The 16,625-nt window shown below is 66.6% G+C and carries 14 protein-coding genes; all 14 read right to left on the bottom strand.

Annotated elements, in window-relative coordinates:
* Entirely contained in the window at window positions 1-1,014 is a 1,014-nt protein-coding gene (gene lpxD / locus ACZ5M6_RS09940; protein ID WP_191555552.1) for a UDP-3-O-(3-hydroxymyristoyl)glucosamine N-acyltransferase, read from the bottom strand.
* A 7-nt stretch (window positions 1,015-1,021) separates the two neighbouring features.
* On the bottom strand, window positions 1,022-1,624 hold the full coding sequence (locus ACZ5M6_RS09935) for an OmpH/Skp family outer membrane protein (protein WP_054765562.1): 603 nt from the start codon (window positions 1,622-1,624) through the stop codon (window positions 1,022-1,024).
* Window positions 1,625-1,661: 37 nt separating this feature from the next.
* Window positions 1,662-4,076: an outer membrane protein assembly factor BamA gene (bamA, locus tag ACZ5M6_RS09930; protein WP_228185557.1), complete on the bottom strand. Its 2,415-nt coding sequence runs from the start codon at window positions 4,074-4,076 to the stop codon at window positions 1,662-1,664.
* Window positions 4,077-4,105: 29 nt separating this feature from the next.
* Complete coding sequence (locus tag ACZ5M6_RS09925) at window positions 4,106-5,323, bottom strand: M50 family metallopeptidase (RefSeq protein ID WP_464158396.1); 1,218 nt, start codon at window positions 5,321-5,323, stop codon at window positions 4,106-4,108.
* Window positions 5,324-5,346: 23 nt separating this feature from the next.
* Complete coding sequence (gene dxr, locus ACZ5M6_RS09920; RefSeq protein WP_464158394.1) at window positions 5,347-6,543, bottom strand: 1-deoxy-D-xylulose-5-phosphate reductoisomerase; 1,197 nt, start codon at window positions 6,541-6,543, stop codon at window positions 5,347-5,349.
* The gene (locus tag ACZ5M6_RS09915; protein ID WP_054765558.1) at window positions 6,540-7,361 is read right to left on the bottom strand and encodes a phosphatidate cytidylyltransferase; all 822 of its coding nucleotides are present in this window, start codon (window positions 7,359-7,361) and stop codon (window positions 6,540-6,542) included. The genes dxr and ACZ5M6_RS09915 overlap by 4 nt, the downstream gene beginning before the upstream one ends.
* The gene (uppS, locus tag ACZ5M6_RS09910; protein WP_054765557.1) at window positions 7,361-8,122 is read right to left on the bottom strand and encodes a polyprenyl diphosphate synthase; all 762 of its coding nucleotides are present in this window, start codon (window positions 8,120-8,122) and stop codon (window positions 7,361-7,363) included. Before uppS ends, ACZ5M6_RS09915 begins: the two co-directional genes overlap by 1 nt.
* A gap of 34 nt (window positions 8,123-8,156) precedes the next feature.
* On the bottom strand, window positions 8,157-8,714 hold the full coding sequence (gene frr / locus ACZ5M6_RS09905) for a ribosome recycling factor (RefSeq protein ID WP_464158392.1): 558 nt from the start codon (window positions 8,712-8,714) through the stop codon (window positions 8,157-8,159).
* Between the two features lie 39 nt (window positions 8,715-8,753).
* Window positions 8,754-9,488, bottom strand: a complete 735-nt coding sequence (gene pyrH, locus ACZ5M6_RS09900; RefSeq protein WP_054765555.1) for a UMP kinase — start codon at window positions 9,486-9,488, stop codon at window positions 8,754-8,756.
* A gap of 125 nt (window positions 9,489-9,613) precedes the next feature.
* Complete coding sequence (gene tsf / locus ACZ5M6_RS09895; protein WP_464158390.1) at window positions 9,614-10,555, bottom strand: translation elongation factor Ts; 942 nt, start codon at window positions 10,553-10,555, stop codon at window positions 9,614-9,616.
* A 102-nt stretch (window positions 10,556-10,657) separates the two neighbouring features.
* Window positions 10,658-11,542, bottom strand: coding sequence for a 30S ribosomal protein S2 (gene rpsB / locus ACZ5M6_RS09890; protein ID WP_182714651.1), 885 nt, complete (start codon window positions 11,540-11,542; stop codon window positions 10,658-10,660).
* 224 nt (window positions 11,543-11,766) lie between these two features.
* Window positions 11,767-12,360 carry a DUF4142 domain-containing protein gene (locus tag ACZ5M6_RS09885; protein ID WP_054765552.1) on the bottom strand — a complete coding sequence of 198 codons (594 nt, stop codon included), beginning with the start codon at window positions 12,358-12,360 and terminating at the stop codon, window positions 11,767-11,769.
* Between the two features lie 97 nt (window positions 12,361-12,457).
* On the bottom strand, window positions 12,458-12,844 hold the full coding sequence (locus tag ACZ5M6_RS09880; RefSeq protein WP_054766923.1) for a DUF3224 domain-containing protein: 387 nt from the start codon (window positions 12,842-12,844) through the stop codon (window positions 12,458-12,460).
* A gap of 98 nt (window positions 12,845-12,942) precedes the next feature.
* On the bottom strand, window positions 12,943-16,404 hold the full coding sequence (dnaE, locus tag ACZ5M6_RS09875; RefSeq protein WP_464158388.1) for a DNA polymerase III subunit alpha: 3,462 nt from the start codon (window positions 16,402-16,404) through the stop codon (window positions 12,943-12,945).
* Between the last annotated feature and the right edge of the window lie 221 nt (window positions 16,405-16,625).

Below are 16,625 nucleotides of genomic sequence, written 5' to 3'. Positions count from 1 at the left end.
CTATGATTCCCTTGGGGCCTTCTTTGAAGACGCCTGTTTGGCGAGCCAGACGGTTTCACGCAAGAACTGTCGGATCGGGCGGGCGGGATAGCCGGACCAGGTCTCGCCCGGCGGAATGTCCGCCAGCACCCCCGCCCCAGCCGCCACCCGCGCGCCTTCGCCGATCGTCAGATGGTCGCCGACCCCCGCCTTGCCGCCGAAGATGACATTGTCGCCGCTGGTCACGGAGCCGGAGATCCCCGTATTGGCCGCCATCAGATTGTTGCGGCCGATGACGCAGTTGTGGCCCACCATGACCAGATTATCGATCTTGGTGTTCTCGCCGATGACGGTGTCGTCATAGGCGCCGCGGTCGATGCAGCTGTTGGCGCCGACCGTCACGCCGTCCTGCAAGATCACGCGGCCCAGCTGGGGAATGTCCATGGCGCCGGCCGCCGTGCCGGTGGCGCCGAAGCCCGCCTCGCCGATGCGCGCGCCGGCATAGAGCTTCACACGGTCGCCGATCAGGGCGAAGCCGACGGTGACGTTCGAACCGATCACGCAGTCGCGCCCGATCTGAACGCCCGGGCCGATCACCGTATTGGCGCCGATGCGCGTGCCGCAGCCGATGCGGACGCCCTCGCCCAGAACCGCGCCGGGTTCGATCACCACGCTGTCGTCCTCGGACGCCTCAGACGGGGCGATGGCGCGGTCCAGGCTCAACGGGCGGTGCAGCAGGGCCGAGGCCATGGCCCAGGAGGCCTGGGGCGTGCGCGAGACGATCACCGCCGCCTCGGCCGGAACCGAGCCCACCGCCTGTTCCGGCACGATGACGCAGCCCGCCTGTGTCGCCGCCAGGGCCGCCACGAACTTGCGGTCGCCCATAAACGCGATCGCCCCCCCGTCCGCAGAGGACAGGGGCGCGACGGAACCGATCATCCGGTCCCCGCCCCGGACCGCCTCACCCCCGGTCTTGGCCGCCAGTTCGACGACGGACAGGGGCGAAAGGGTTTGGAAGAAGCGGGAATCGGGCATGAGGGCCTTAGTTGGCGGCGGCCGGCTGTTGCGGCTGCTGCGCCGGCACCGGCATGCGGTTGAACGACAGGGTCGGCAGGGCCGTGTTCAGCCGCTGGATCGCCGCGTCGGTCAGGTCCATGGCCGGGTTCATCATGAAGACGCTCTCGCGGTCCAACAGCAGGCCGCAGCCCTTTTCCTGATAGAGGGCGGTCAGGATCGGCGACACAGCCTCGGTGATGGCCTGGCGCTGCATGGCCAGGGTGTAGCGCAGCTCGTTCTCGCGGGTGGCTTCCAGCTGTTGGGCCTCCTGGGCGCGCTGCTGCAGGGCCTGACGGCGCTGTTGCAATTGGTCCGCGGGCAGGCTAGCCCCCGAGGTTTGCAGTTGCTGGGCTTCCGACTGGATGGCGGTGGCATAGGGCTGAAGCTCGCCCTGAACCTCCTGGGCCAGTTGCTGCATGCGGGCCTCGACCGCCTGACCGGCGGCCGACTGGGCCAGCAGGCGGGCGTTGTAATAGACGCAGACGCCCGGAATGACCGGACCGGGGTTGGCCGGCGCGGCCGTCTGGGCCGAGGCGGCGGTGGCGACCAGCGAGGCGGCGGCCGTGGCGGCGATGATCAGAGCTTTCATGGGTATTCCTCTGCGAACGCTTTTTTGCGTCGCTTCCTTAGAATTGGGTGGAGGTCGAGAAGCGGAAGGATTCCGTCTTGTCGTAGTCTTCCTTGGACAGGACCTTTGAGATGTCGAACCGGATCGGGCCCATCGGCGACTTCCAGTGGATGCTGACGCCGGCGGAAGCCCGCAGCGACAGCTCGTCGGCGATGGTGGTGTCGACCGCACCGGTCGAGGTCAGCTTATAGCGGTCATCCAGAACTCCCAGGGTGCCGACATCGGCGAACAGGGAGGTCTTGATGCCGTACTGTTCGGGCAGATAGTTGGGCACGGTCAGTTCGACGGTGCCGATGGCGTAGAAGTTGCCGCCCAGGGCGTCGGTGGTGTCCAGGTCGCGCGGCCCCATGCCCGCGGTTTCGAAGCCGCGGAAGCTGTTGCCGCCCTTGAAGAAGCGATCGTTGATGCGGATCGGGTCGCCGTTCCAGCCGCTGACATAGCCGGTGGAGCCTTGAAGGCTGACGATCCAGCGCGGGGTGATGCCGTAGTACCAGGCGGCGTCCGCCTCGGTCTTCACATAGTTTACGTCGCCGCCCAGGCCCGCGAAGTCCTGACGCAAGGAGCCGGACCAGCCGCGCGTCGGCCGGATCGGATCGTTGGTGTAGTTCATCTGAAGCGTATAGCCCGCAGACGAGTTGATGTAGCTGCCGACCTGGTCGCACAGGGCCGACGAGCCGCTGCCGCTGGTGTTGCAATAGCCGGTCGGGACGATGATTTCGTCGGACTTCAGGAAGTAGCGGGTGCTGAGCCACATATTGCCGTTCAGCGGATAGGTCAGCCGCAGGCCGCCGCCGGTCGACCGGTAGTCGTAGGAGGAGTATTCGCTGAGGTCATAGCGCGAGTGGAACAGGTCCCAGCCCGCGCGCAGGTCGCGACCCAGGAATTTAGGCTCGGTGAAGCGGAAATCGACCTGTTGACGCAGCGAGCCCCACTCCAGCCGGGCGACGACGTTCTGGCCCCGACCGCGGAAGTTCCGCTCTGAAATGCCCAGGTTCACCGTAAAGGAATCGACCGAGCTGAAGCCGGCCCCGACCGACAGTTCGCCGGTGGGCTGTTCCTGGACGTTGACGTTGACGATGCTCCGGTCCGGGGCGCTGCCGCGGGTCTCTTCGATCGTCACGTCCTTGAAGAAGCCCAGCGCGCGCAGATTGTTGCGCGACCGTTCCATCAGGGCGCGGTTGAAGGCGTCGCCTTCGGTCAGCATCAGCTCGCGCCGGATGACGGGATCGATGGTGCGGGTGTTGCCGACCACATTGATGCGGTCGATGTAGACCCGCTGGCCTTCTGAGACGTTGAAGGTGACGTCGACCGTATCGGTGTCGGGATTGGCGCGGTACGTCGGATTGATCTCGACGAACGCATAGCCCGCAGAGCCGGCGGCGAAGGTCAAGGCGTCGACCGCCTGTTCGATCTTGTCGCTTTCGTACAGCTGGCCTTCGCGGATCGGCACCAGGGCCTTCAGGAACTGGGCGTTGAGGCGGTCGTTCTGAGTGACCACGTCGATCTTGCCGAAGTTGTACTTGTCGCCTTCGTTCAGCGTCAGGGTGATCTGGAAGGCCTGATTGTCCGGCTGAAGTTCCGCAACCGACGAAATGATGCGGAAGTCGTAATAGCCGCGGTTGGTGTAGAACTTGCGCAGCTGCTCCTGGTCGTACTCCAGCCGGTTGGGATCGTAATTGTCGTTGTTGGAGAAGAACTTCCACCACTGCGACCGCTCCGTCACCATGACGTCCCGGACGTCGTTGTCCGAAAAGGCCTTGTTGCCCAGGACATTGATGGCGCTGATGCCGGTCTGCGGCCCTTCGTTGATCTCAAAGATCACATCGACGCGGTTCTGCTCCAACTGCACCAGCTTGGGCGTCACCGTCGCCGAAATCCGGCCTTGCAGGCGGTAGAGCTCGACGATGGAGCCGACGTCCTCCTGCACCTTGGCGCGGGTGTAGATGCCGCGGGGCTGGAGGGTGACCTCCTTGGTCAGCTTGTCCTGAGAGACGGCGCTGTTCCCCTCGAACACCACCTGGTTGATGATCGGGTTTTCGACGATCTGAACGATCAGATCGCCGTTCTGCACGCCCAACTGCACGTCGGCGAACAGGCCGGTCCGCGACAGGGTGCGCACGGCCACGTCCAGCACGGCGGCGTCAACGGTGTCGCCGGGGCGGATCGGCAGATAGGACAAGACCGTGGTCTGGTCGATCCGCTGGGCGCCCTGGACGATGATCCGATTGACGGTCAGGGCCTGGGGCGCTGCGACCTCGACGCGCGGCGGCTGTTGCGGGGCCGCGCCCTCGGCAGCGGGCGCCGGAGCCGACTGAGCCAGGGCGGGAGCGGAAAAGCCCGCGGCCACGGCCAGCGCCAGGAGGCTGGATCGGGCGCTCAGTCGGACGGCGGCGCGAGATTTCATGTCGTTCATTCTGAAAACCATCGGGGGCTGGCGTCGGCTCACGAGACGAGCCCGCCGAGGAATTGGAAGAGGTTGAGCTTCTGTAGGTCGTTCCACGTCGCGAACAACATAAATCCCGCCAGAAGCGCAAGACCTGCGCGATAGCCCATCTCCTGATACCGCGCCGCCACGGGTCGCCGCGCCACGGCTTCATAGCCGTAGAAAAGCAGGTGGCCGCCGTCCAGAACCGGAATGGGCAAAAGATTTAGAAATCCGATTCCGATCGAAAGTATGGCGGCGAAGCTTGTCAGGGTGAGAAGGAGGTTGAGCGCCATCGCCTGAGGCGCGGGATCGGCCTCCACCGCCGCCGTGGTCAGGGCGCCGGTCGCCTTGGCGATCCCCAGCGGTCCGCTGAATTGATCGCCCGACTCCCGACCCGTGACCAGCCGCCCCAGATAGGTCAGGGTCGAGCCGATGATTTCGCCGGTCTGACGCACCCCCTCGGTCACGGCCTCGAGCGGCCCATAGCGGAGATGGCGGACATCGGCCCGGCTGGCGCCCAGCCCCAGGCCGATCCGACCCACCTTGATGCGGCCGGCGATCGGATCGTTTTCTTCCCGGCGCTCCGGCACCGCCACCAGTTCCACCGTCTGCGCGCCGCGCTCGACGGTGAAGCGAACCGGGTCGCCGGTGGACAGCATGACCGTCTGGGTCACCTCTCCCCCGTCCCGCACTGTGCGGCCGTTGACCCCGGTGATCAGGTCGCCCACCTGGAATCCGGCGGCGGCGGCGGGGGAACCGGCCTGAATCTGGGCCACCCGCGCCGGCCGGATCTGCGTGCCGATGGTCATGAAGACCAGGGTGAAGATCGAAATCGCCAGGATGAAGTTGGCCGCCGGGCCGGCGACGACGATCAGGGCGCGCTGCCAGACGGGTTTGAAATGAAAGTAGTCGCGTTCGGCCCCCGCACCGCCCTGGGCGACCAGGCGTCGGCGCAGTTCGGCCAGCCCAGCCTGATCGGGCACGCTGGATGCATCCAGATCGCCGGAGAATTTGACGTAGCCGCCGAGCGGCATCCAACCCAGCCGCCATTCGATCCCGTGGCGGTCGGTGCGGCTGAAGATCGCCCGGCCGAAGCCGATGGCGAACCGATCCACCTTCACGCCGAAGGCGCGGGCGACCAGGAAATGGCCCAGTTCATGGATGGTGACGATGAAGGTCAGCACCAGCAGGAACGGCACGATATAGATCAGGATCTGACCCAGGGCGCCCAGCATCGTAAATCGTCTCCCCTGGCCGATCAGGCCGCGTTCGCCAGTCCGGCGATAATGGATCCGGCGATCCGTCGCGCCTCAGCATCGACCGAAAGGGCCGCGCTGCAGGCGTCTCCAGAGCCGAACACCATCCCCGCTTTCATCGCACGCTCAAGGGTTTCGGCGACGACTGCGGCAATATTGAGAAAGGCCAGCTTGCGGTCAAGAAAGGCGAAGGCCGCCATCTCATTGGCGGCGTTGAACACCGCCGGCGCCGCCCCGCCCGCCTTCAGGGCCTGACGGGCCAGGTCCAAGGCCGGAAAACGCGCCAGATCCGGCGCTTCGAACGTCAGCCGCCCCAGCGCGGGCAGGTCCAGCTTGGGCGCGGGCCAGGCGATCCGGTCGGGCCAGGCCAGGGCGCAGGCGATCGGCGTGCGCATGTCCGGCGGGCCCATCTGGGCCAGGGTCGAACCATCCACATATTCCACAAGGCTGTGGATGATCGATTCGGGGTGGACCACGACGTCGATCCGATCGGCGGGCATGTCGAACAGATAGGCCGCCTCGATCATCTCCAGCCCTTTGTTGGCCATGGTCGCGCTGTCGACCGAGATCTTGGCGCCCATGCTCCAGTTGGGGTGGGCCACGGCCTGTTCCGGCGTGATCCCGATCATCTGGGCTCGCGGAGTCTGGCGAAAGGGCCCGCCTGAGGCCGTCAGCACCAGCTTGGCCACCCGCTCCGGCGCCTCGGCCGGAAACACCTGGAAGATGGCCGAATGTTCGGAATCGACCGGGATAAGACGTCCCCCCGCCCGGTTCACGCGCTCGATCAGGGTCGCGCCGCAGCAGACCAGGCTTTCCTTGTTCGCCAGGGCCAGGGTCGCGCCGGTGTCGGCCGCCGCCCAGGCCGACTTCAGCCCCGCCGCCCCGACGATGGAGGCCATGACGCAGTCGACGGGACGGCTTGCCGCCTCGACGACCGCCGCCTCTCCCGCCGCCGCCGCCACGTCCGTGCCGGCCAGGGCGTCGCGAAGCTCGTCCAGACGCGCGGCGTCGGCGGTCACGGCCACACGCGGCTTCCAGCGCCGGGCCTGTTCAGCCAGCCGGGCGATGTTCGATCCGCCCGTCAGGGCCTCGACCTCAAAGGCGGCGGCCCCGCCCGCCTCGGCCTGTTCCATCAGGTCCAGGGTGGACGAACCCACCGAGCCGGTGGAGCCCAGGACGGAGACGCGACGGCGGATCAAGACGCGCCCCGTTCGACCATCAGAACGATCAGCCGTCCGACGGCGACGACCACGACGGCGAACATCAGCCCGTCCACCCGATCGAGCAGGCCGCCGTGGCCGGGAATGGTGTTGCCCGCGTCCTTCACCCCGAAGCGCCGCTTCAGGCCCGATTCCCACAGGTCGCCCGCCATGGTCGCCAGGGCGGCCGCAAGACCCAGCACGCCGCCCCAGAAGACGGTCAACCGCCCCATGTCGAACCAGGCCGTCATGACGGCTCCGGCGACGGCGCCCGCCAGGATGCCCCCGACGAAGCCGGACCAGGTCTTGTTGGGCGAAAAGCGGGGCCACAGCTTGGGCCCGCCGAAGGTCGATCCGGCCAGATAGGCCAGGATGTCAGCCGACCAGGCGACGGCGAAGACCAGCACGGTCCAATGCAGGCCGACCGTGGCGTCCACGTCCCGCAACCAGATCAGCAGGACCGACGGCCAGCCCAGATAGAGGACCCCATAGGCGGCGTCCAAGGCCTGTTGCCCCCGGCTGCGCGCATAGAGGCCGGCGGCGGCGGCGCCGAACACCAACATCACGAAGGCGACCGACATGACGCCGAAATAGGCGCTGACCACTGCGGCGACCACGCCCAGGCTGACGGCCCCGCCGATCAGGCGTCGCGCATGCGGGGCGCTCATCGCCGCCCATTCGAAGGCCAGAACGACGCTCGCGGCCGTGATCAGGGCCAGGAACCAGACGCCGCCGATCCAGGTCGCGGCCACAGCCGCCGGCGCCAGGACGGCGGCGGAGGCGGCCCGCAAGGCGATGTCGCGTCCCTTGACCGCCATCAGGCCGACACGCGCGCAGGCTCGACCGCACGACCGCCATAGCGGCGCTCGCGCTGCCGGAAGATCAGCACCGCCTCCTCCAGCGCCTTCGGTCCATAGTCGGGCCAGAGGACGTCCTGAAACACCAGTTCGGCATAGGCGGCTTCCCACAGCAGGAAGTTCGACAGCCGCTGCTCGCCCGAGGTGCGGATGATCAGGTCCAGCGGCGGCGAACCCGCCGTGGCCAGGCCGTCGGTGATGTCGGCCTCGCCGATCGGCTCGATCGTCTCGCCGGCCAGCATCCGCTGCATATGGCGACGGGCGGCGTCGATCAGGTCCGCACGGCCGCCGTAGTTGAAGGCGACCTGAAGCAGGAACCGATCATTGTGCGCGGTCTGGGCCTCGGCCCTTTCGATGATGGCGGCGATGTCGGCCGGAAGGCCCTCGCGACGGCCCAGAACCCTCAGGCGCACGCCCGCCTTTTCCAGACGGGCCAGATCGCTGGCCACATAGGTTCGCACCAGCCCCATCAGGTCCGAGACCTCGTCGGGCGGCCGGCTCCAGTTCTCGGTCGAAAAGCCGAAGACAGTCAGACACTGAATGCCCAGATCCGGCGCCGCCTGGATGGTGCGCTTCAGGGCCTGGACGCCCTCGCGATGGCCCACGGCGCGCGGCAGCCCGCGCGCCTTCGCCCAGCGACCGTTGCCGTCCATGATGATGGCGACATGGCGCGGTCCAGCGGGAGGACGCGAGCCTGAAGGCGCGGCGCTGTCTGCCGTCATCTGTCTTCTGATCCCATCAGGCCCGGTCTGTCCGTCAGACCTGCATGATCTCTTGTTCCTTGGTCTTCAAGGCTTCGTCGATACGCTTGATGGCCGCATCCGTCTCCTTCTGGACGTCGGTCTCCAGCTTCTTCTGTTCGTCCTGGCTGATCTCGCCGGCCTTTTCGGCCTTCTTGAAGTCGTCATTGGCGTCGCGGCGGACGTTGCGAACGGCGATCTTTTGCTGTTCGGCGTACTTGCCCGCCAGCTTGACCAGATCCTTGCGGCGCTCCTCCGTCAGGGGCGGGACCGGAATACGCAGGGTCTGGCCGTCGACGATCGGGTTCAGCCCCAGATTGGCGTTGCGGATCGCCTTTTCGACCGAGACCACCATCCCCTTGTCCCAAACATTGACCGTGATCATGCGCGGCTCGGGCACGCTGATGGCCGCGACGGCCGTCAGCGGCGAGGTCGAGCCATAGGCCTCGACCCGCACGGGCTCCAGGAGGCCGGCGTTGGCGCGTCCGGTCCGCAGGCCGCTGAACTCTTCCTTCAGGGCGGCGACCGCCTTGTCCATGCGGTCGCGGTAGGTCTTCACGTCAGGCTTGGCCATGGTCTTGGTCTCTCTCGTCTCTATTCGTCGTCCGAACGATCAGCCGCGGTCCTGGATGATCGTGCAGGTGCCCTCGCCCGTCAGGGTCCGGCGCAGGGAATCGTCTTCGCGAATGGAGAAGACGACGATCGGAATGCCCGTATCGCGCATCATGGCGATGGCGGAAGCGTCCATCACCCGCAGGTCCTTGGCCAGAACGTCCTGATAGGTCAGGGTGTCATAGCGGGTCGCGGTCGGGTCCTTTTTGGGGTCGGCCGTATAGACGCCGTCCACGCTGGTGCCCTTCAAGAGGGCGTCGCAGCCCATTTCGGCGGCGCGCAGGGCCGCGCCGGAATCGGTGGTGAAGAAGGGCGCGCCCACCCCGGCGGCGAAGATCACCACCCGACCCTTTTCCAGGTGACGCAGGGCGCGGCGGCGAATGTAGGGTTCGGCGATGGCGGCCATCGGAATGGCGCTCTGCACCCGGGTCGAGACGCCGATCTTCTCCAGCGCCGACTGCATGGCCAGGGCGTTCATGATGGTGGCCAACATGCCCATATAGTCGGCCTGGGCCCGCTCCATCCCCGCCGCCGCCTTGGACAGGCCGCGGAAGATGTTGCCCCCGCCGATCACCAGACAGATTTCCACACCCTCGGCCGCCACTTGGGCCACGGCCTTGGCGACCGTGTCCACCGTCTTCATGTCCACGCCGAACGCCTGATCGCCCATCAGCACCTCGCCGGACACCTTGAGCAGGACGCGCTTGTAGCGGAAGTTAGACGGGGCGTCGGGCATGCGGTGTGGTCCGTTGTCTGCGGCGCCGTTGAATCAGGCGACTTCTTATAGACGAAGGGCGCGCCGGCCTTCAAAGCCGAACGCGCCCCTCTGATACAAAACCCTCACGAATGAGGGAAAGGGTCTTAGTTTCCGCCCATCATGGAGGCGACTTCCGACGCGAAATCGGGTCCTTCGACCTTCTCCACGCCCTCGCCCAGAGCCAGGCGGACAAAGCCCGCCAGGTGCAGGTTGGACGAGGCCAGTTCCTTGGCCGAGTTGGCGACCAGCTGTTCGATGGTCACGTCCGGATCCATGACGAACGGCTGCTTGGTCAGCACCACGTCCTTCTGGAACTTGTTGATCTGACCTTCCACGATCTTCTCGATCATGTTTTCCGGACGACCTTCTTCCTTGGCCTTTTCGATCAGGACGGCGCGTTCCTTTTCGATGGCGGCCGGATCCAGATCGTCGGTGTTCAGCGACAGCGGCGCCGTGGCGGCGACGTGCATGGCGATCTTGCGGCCCAGGTCGCGCAGGGCGGTCTTGTCGCCCTCGCCTTCCAGAGCCACCAGAACGCCGATACGGCCGACGCCCGGCGAAACGGCGTTGTGGACATAGGTTGCAACCACGCCTTCCGACACGGACAGACGGGCCGCGCGGCGCAGCTGCATGTTTTCGCCGACGGTGGCGATCAGGTTGGTCACCTCGTCCTGGACCGTCTTGCCGGCTTCCAGCTCGGCGCCGTGCAGAGCCTCGACCGTGTGGTGCTCAAGGCCCAGCTGGGCGAAGGCCTTGGCGGCGTTCTGGAACAGTTCGTTGCGGGCGACGAAGTCGGTTTCCGCATTGAACTCGATGGCGGCGGCGACTTCGCCCTTGCCGTCTTCCTTGGACGCCACGGCCACCAGACCTTCAGCGGCGACACGGTCAGCCTTCTTGGCGGCCTTGGACAGGCCCTTGGCGCGCAGCCAGTCGATGGCGGCTTCGATATTGCCGTCATTTTCCTGCAGGGCCTTCTTGCAGTCCATCATGCCGACGCCCGAACGCTCGCGAAGTTCCTTCACGAGGGCGGCAGTGATCTCGGCCATGTTCTTCTCCTTGGGGGATTCGTATGTGGTAACGGCCGGGCTGACTTAGCCCGGCCGTGTGTCAGTTCAACGCACGGCCCTCGTCTTGAAGGCCGTCGGGCCTCAGCCCGCAGCCTGTTCGGTCTCGACCGCGTCCAGAGCCGCCGTATTGGCCGAGGCGTCGTCCGAGGCCAGCAGCTCTTCGGCGACCGCTTCCGTACCGGCCGGAGCGGGCTCGGCTTCGGCCGGGGCCGAGGCTTCGCGCAGCATCGGCTCGACCGGGGCTTCCGAGGCGCCCAGGTCGATGCCCGAGGCCGAGGCGCCGGCGGCCAGACCGTCCAGGACGGCGTCGGCGATCAGGTCGCAGTAGGTCTGGATGGCGCGGGCGGCGTCGTCATTGCCCGGCACCGGATAGGTGATGCCGTCCGGGTCCGAGTTGGTGTCCAGGATGGCGATGATCGGGATGTTCAGCTTGCGGGCTTCCTGGATCGCGATCGCTTCCTTGTTGGTGTCGATCACGAACATGATGTCCGGAATGGAGCCCATGTCCTTGATGCCGCCCAGCGACAGTTCCAGCTTGTCCTTCTCGCGCTGCAGGTTCAGCAGCTCCTTCTTGACCCGGCCTTCGCCGCCGTTGGCCAGGATGGTTTCCAGCTCGCGCAGGCGAGCGATCGAACCCGAGACGGTGCGCCAGTTGGTCAGGGTGCCGCCCAGCCAGCGGTTGTTCATATAGTATTGGGCGCAGCGCTTGGCGGCTTCGGCGACCGGCTCGGCGGCCTGGCGCTTGGTGCCGACGAACAGGACGCGGCCGCCCTTGGCGGCGACGTCGCGCACCGCCACCAGGGCCTGGTGGAACAGCGGCATCGTCTGCGACAGGTCGATGATGTGGATGTTCGAGCGCGAGCCGAAGATGTAGCGGTCCATCTTCGGGTTCCAGCGGTGCGTCTGGTGGCCGAAGTGGGCGCCCGCTTCCAGCAGGGTGCGCATCGAGAATTCAGGCAGAGCCATGATCGTTCAGTCCTTTTTCCGATCTAACGTGGCGCGGGGATTAAAGGTCTGAAAGACCCTCGGAATGGAGCGGAGCGGGATGTCTCCCCGAACCGCGCCTCGCCCGCGTTGCGAAGTGCGGGGGCCATGTAGTCGGGATGGCCCGCAATAGCAAGCGCGGCGTGAACAGGACGAAGGGCGGCCCCGTCAAGAGCCGCCCTTCCACCTGCGATCCTAGGACCGTCTTACATGCCGTTGACCAAGGCCTGAGCCCGGTCGCGGTGGGTGGTGATGGTCGGGATCATCTCCCGCGCCAGGGTGGCCAGGGCCGGGGCGTCGCTGTTGTCGGAGAAGCCGTTCAACAGGGTCAGGGTTTCGTTATGGGCCGCGACCTGCTGGTCCAGATAGACCTTGTTGAAGTCGTCCGGGGCGGCGGCGTTCAGATTGTCGATCAGACCCTGGCGGCGCTGGTCCAGCATGGTCGGCACGGTCACGTCCGGCGCAGCCGTCGCAGCCGTCGATTTCAGCTTGTCGCCCGCGGCCATGTGATCCTTCTCGATCATGGCGGCCAGGGCCTTGACGTCGGCGTTGTTCGACTTGGCCTGGGCGATCTTGGCGGCCTCGATCTCATACATGTTGCCGACCGCCAGATTGGTGACGAAGCCGTCCACCGTATTGGCGCCCAGGGTGGCCGCCGAAGTCTGGCCCACCATGCCGGACGTCGCGTCCTGGGTGGCGTTCACGGCTTCGCCGGTGTTCTGGGCCGCAGTGTCACCGCCTTGGTTACAGGCCGCGAGAAGAGCCAGCGACGCGGCGCCAGCGAGAACGAGATTTTTCATGGAACAGTCTCCCTATGGACTGCCAAAACCCGCCCCGCCGCTGTGAGGTTCCGAAAATTCACAAGCTTCGCCATAGGCTTGGCTGTATATGGCGGCCTCAGGGCAGGCTGTATTCCAGCTCGTAGCGGTGGACGCCGCCCTCGATCTTCAGATGAAAGACGCCCGCAATCCCAGCCAGTTCGCCTTCGCCGGAACCGGGGACGATGGTGATCAGAAGATCCTGAGCGCCCGCCTCCATGACGCCCCGATGGACCAGGGCGAAGGCGCCGCGTCGCCCCTCCAGAACGCCGGACACCCGCTCCATGGCGACATAGGCGCCCGAGCCGTCCTTGAGCAGCCCCAGCATCTCGCCCGCGCCCTCGCCCTGCAGATCCCCGTGAAAGGTCTTGGCCAAACGCATCCGGCCTGGCGCGCCGCCGGGCGCATCGGCGTCTGGAGCGATCGGCGTGATCTGAACCTCGAAGGTTCCGACGGCGTGGGACATGGTCTGGCTCCTTGAGGCGGTGATCGGCTGGAGGGGCGGAGCGCTCGAAGGATCGCCCCCCGCCAGACTCAGGGCGAGGATCAGACCGCAAGCCGACATCAGGCGTCCTCCAGCATCAGGACGCCGGGCGCGGACTTCAGCGCGCCGCGCAGGGCGCCGTCCAGACGATAACGGCCGGGCAGTTTGATCTCGACCTCCTGACGACCGTCCAGCGAAGCGACCAGGGCGATCTCCCCGCCCTTGCCGATGGCGCCGGACCGGGCCCGCTCCAGACGAGTCTTCAGGGCCTCGGCGTCGGCGCTGCGGGCCGAGACGTGGATCCGCAGGCCGATGTTGGCGTCATCCAGCAGATTGTCCATCCGGCTGGCGTCGTCGCCGAAGAACCGCACCTCGCCCTCGGACGCCTTGGCGCGCACGCGCACCATGACGGTGGCGCCGGGCTCCAGCACCTCGCGGCATTTGCGCAGCTGTTCGGGCGGGAACAGGCATTCGAACTCGCCCGTCGGATCGGAGAAGGTGACGAAGGCGAACTTCTCGCCGGTGCGGGCGCTGGCGCGCTCTTGCCGGCGACGCACCACACCGGCCATCTGGAAGGCTTCATGGCCGCCCTCCGCCAGGGGAATGGCCTCGGCGACGAAGGTGACGCGCTTGCGCTTCAGGGCCGAACTCATCTCGTCCAGCGGATGGCCCGACAGATAGAAGCCGACGGCGGAGAGTTCGTGATCCAGCCGCTCCGGCCCGACCCAGGGCTCCACGCTCTTCAGACGGGGCCGGCCGACATGGGCCTGGTCTCCGCCGAACAGGCTGACCTGGGACGAGGCGCGTTCGGCCGCCACGCTCTGGCAATAGGCCATCAGGACGTCGGCCTGTTCGACCAGCTGGCGGCGGTTCGGGTGGATGCTGTCGAAGGCCCCGGCCTTGGCCAGGCCTTCCAGCGCCCGCTTGTTGACGCTGCGCGGATCGACCCGCTCCAGGAAGTCGAAGATGTCGGCGAAGCGGCCGCCGGTCTCGCGCACCTCGATGACGTGGCGCATGGCCTCCAGCCCCACGTTGCGGATGGCGCCGAGCGCATAGAGGACAGACCCCTGCCCCTCCTCCCAGGCCACGTCGAAGTCGGCCGAGGAGCGGTTGATGTCGGGCGGGAGGACCGGCACGTCAAACCGTTTGGCGTCCTGGTAGAAGACCGCCAGCTTGTCGGTGTTCGACAGATCCAGGCTCATCGAGGCGGCGAAGAACTCCACCGGATGATTGGCCTTGAGCCAGCCCGTCTGGAAGGAAATCAGGGCGTAGGCGGCGGCGTGCGACTTGTTGAAGCCGTAGCCGGCGAACTTGGCCACCAGGTCGAAGATGGAGCCGGACTGGCTTTCGGGGACGGATTTTTCCAGAGCGCCCTTGATGAAGCGCGCCCGCTGGAAGTCCATCTCCTCCTTCTTCTTCTTGCCCATGGCGCGACGCAGCAGGTCGGCCTCGCCCAGGCTGTAGCCCGCCAGGATCTGGGCGATCTTCATCACCTGTTCCTGGTAGATGATGACGCCATAGGTCTCGGTCAGCACCTCCTTCAGGCTGGGGTGCAGATAGTCGACCTCGGCCCGGCCGAACTTCCGGTCGATATAGGTGTCGATCATCTCCATCGGCCCCGGCCGATAGAGGGAGATCAGGGCGGTGATCTCCTCGATGGAGCCGCAGCGCATCTTGCGCAGGGTGTCGCGCATGCCCTGGGATTCCAGCTGGAACACGCCGACCGTCTGGCCCGAAGCCATCAGCTCATAGGTCTTGGCGTCGTCCAGCGGCAGCTGGTTCCAGACCGGGGCGGCGCCGCGCCGGGACAGATAGCCGTGCGCCCGATCCAGGGTCGTCAGGGTCTTCAGGCCCAGGAAGTCGAACTTGACCAGGCCGGCCGGCTCGACCCACTTCATGTTGAACTGGCTGGCCGGAATGGTGGAGCGGGGGTCCTGGTACAGGGGCACCAGCTCGACCAGGGGGCGGTCGCCGATGACGATGCCGGCGGCGTGGGTCGAGGCGTTGCGGTACAGCCCCTCCAGCTCCAGCGCCGTCTCCAGCAGGGTGCGAACCGCCGGTTCGGCGTCCCTCGCCTCCTTTAGGCGCGGCTCCAGATCGATGGCCTGGGCCAGGGTGACGGGATTGGCCGGATTGTTCGGCACCATCTTGCAGAGCCGGTCCACCTGCCCCAACGGCATCTGCAGCACCCGACCGACGTCCCGCAGCACGGCCCGGGCCTGAAGCGTGCCGAAGGTGATGATCTGGGCCACCCGGTCCTTGCCGTAATGGGCCTGGACATAGTCGATCACCTCTTCGCGCCGCTCTTGGCAGAAGTCGATGTCGAAGTCGGGCATGGAGACCCGTTCGGGGTTCAGGAACCGTTCGAACAGCAGGCCGAACCGCAAGGGGTCCAAATCGGTGATGGTCAGGGACCAGGCGACCAGCGACCCCGCCCCGGAGCCCCGCCCCGGCCCCACCGGGATGCCGTGCTCCTTGGCCCATTTGATGAAGTCCGACACGATCAGGAAATAGCCGGGGAAGCCCATCTGCTGGATGATGCCGACCTCCCATTCCAGCCGGGTCCAGTAGTCGTCCTCCGGCACGGCGGGCGGGACTTGCTGAAGCCGGAGCTTCAACCCCTCGCGCGCCTGGTGGGCCAGTTCGTCGGCCTCCGACCGCCCCGCCCCGGTGTCGAAGCGCGGCAGGATGGGCGCATGGGTCTTGACCAGGAAGGCGCAGCGCCGGGCGATGTCGATCGTGTTGTCGCAGGCCTCGGGCAGGTCGGCGAACAGAACCCGCATGGCCTCAGCCGATTTGAACCAGTGTTCCCCGGTGATCCGGCGGCGGTCCTCCTGGCCGGTGAAGGCGCCGTCGGCGATGCACAACAGGGCGTCGTGAGACTTCGCCTGGGCCGCCTTGGCGTAATAGACGTCGTTGGTGGCGACCAGGGGCGCGTCATTGTCATAGGCCCACTGGACCAGACCCGGCTCAGCGCGCCGTTCGTCCTCCAGGCCGTGGCGCTGAAGCTCGACATAGAAGCGGTCGCCGAAGACGGACTTCATCGCCGCCAAGGCGGCGGCGCCCTCCCCGGACTTGCCCTGGGCAAACAGGGGATCAATCGGGCCGTCGGGGCCGCCCGACAGCAGGATCAGGCCTTCAGAGCGGGCCGCCACCATGCTCCAGGCCACGCCCGGCTCGGCCATCTCGCCGGCCTCCAGATAGGCCGCCGAGGACAGGGCGCACAGATTGCGCCAGCCCGTCTCGTTCTGGACCAGCAGAACCACCGTCGGCGTCTTGGCCCAGCGCACGGCCTGCTGACCGCCGATCCCCAGGACCGGAAGGGCGCAGCCGACGATGGGCTGAACCCCGGCGTCCTTGGTGGACTGGCTGAACTCCAGGGCGCCGAACAGGTTGGACCGGTCCGTGATCGCCACCGCCGGCATGCCCGCCTCGGCCGCCATCTTGCCCAGCTTGCCGGCCTTAATCGCGCCCTCCAGCAGGGAATAGGCCGAGCGGACCCGCAGATGGACGAAGCCCTGACTGTTCACCGTTTCGCTCACTGCACCTTCCGCCTCTCGCGTCGCCGATCAGGGGCGCATACGCCATCTTGGACCGAGTCTCACATCGTCGCGCGCGGAGACACCGCAAACCGCCCCAGAGACGGCCGATCTCGGCCCCCGGCTGTGGATAGAGGCTAGGGCCAGTCGGGGAAAAAACAGTGTCCGAACTGTCCGATCTGTCCGAAACCTCCGCCTAAGTCTTTGATCTGTTGAAAACCGAC

It is taken from the genome of Brevundimonas sp. Br13 (assembly GCF_055391505.1).
The sequence above is the reverse complement of the archived record's forward strand: the minus strand, read 5'-3'. Positions and strand labels throughout refer to the sequence as shown.

Excerpts from the sequence above, each read along its gene's own strand:
- uppS (WP_054765557.1), bottom strand. The coding sequence starts at position 8,122 with ATGACGGCAGACAGCGCCGCGCCTTCAGGCTCGCGTCCTCCCGCTGGA.
- ACZ5M6_RS09925 (WP_464158396.1), bottom strand. The coding sequence starts at position 5,323 with ATGCTGGGCGCCCTGGGTCAGATCCTGATCTATATCGTGCCGTTCCTG.
- ACZ5M6_RS09915 (WP_054765558.1), bottom strand. The coding sequence starts at position 7,361 with ATGGCGGTCAAGGGACGCGACATCGCCTTGCGGGCCGCCTCCGCCGCC.
- ACZ5M6_RS09935 (WP_054765562.1), bottom strand. The coding sequence starts at position 1,624 with ATGAAAGCTCTGATCATCGCCGCCACGGCCGCCGCCTCGCTGGTCGCC.
- tsf (WP_464158390.1), bottom strand. The coding sequence starts at position 10,555 with ATGGCCGAGATCACTGCCGCCCTCGTGAAGGAACTTCGCGAGCGTTCG.
- ACZ5M6_RS09880 (WP_054766923.1), bottom strand. The coding sequence starts at position 12,844 with ATGTCCCACGCCGTCGGAACCTTCGAGGTTCAGATCACGCCGATCGCT.
- lpxD (WP_191555552.1), bottom strand. The coding sequence starts at position 1,014 with ATGCCCGATTCCCGCTTCTTCCAAACCCTTTCGCCCCTGTCCGTCGTC.
- rpsB (WP_182714651.1), bottom strand. The coding sequence starts at position 11,542 with ATGGCTCTGCCTGAATTCTCGATGCGCACCCTGCTGGAAGCGGGCGCC.
- ACZ5M6_RS09885 (WP_054765552.1), bottom strand. The coding sequence starts at position 12,360 with ATGAAAAATCTCGTTCTCGCTGGCGCCGCGTCGCTGGCTCTTCTCGCG.
- frr (WP_464158392.1), bottom strand. The coding sequence starts at position 8,714 with ATGGCCAAGCCTGACGTGAAGACCTACCGCGACCGCATGGACAAGGCG.
- pyrH (WP_054765555.1), bottom strand. The coding sequence starts at position 9,488 with ATGCCCGACGCCCCGTCTAACTTCCGCTACAAGCGCGTCCTGCTCAAG.
- bamA (WP_228185557.1), bottom strand. The coding sequence starts at position 4,076 with ATGAACGACATGAAATCTCGCGCCGCCGTCCGACTGAGCGCCCGATCC.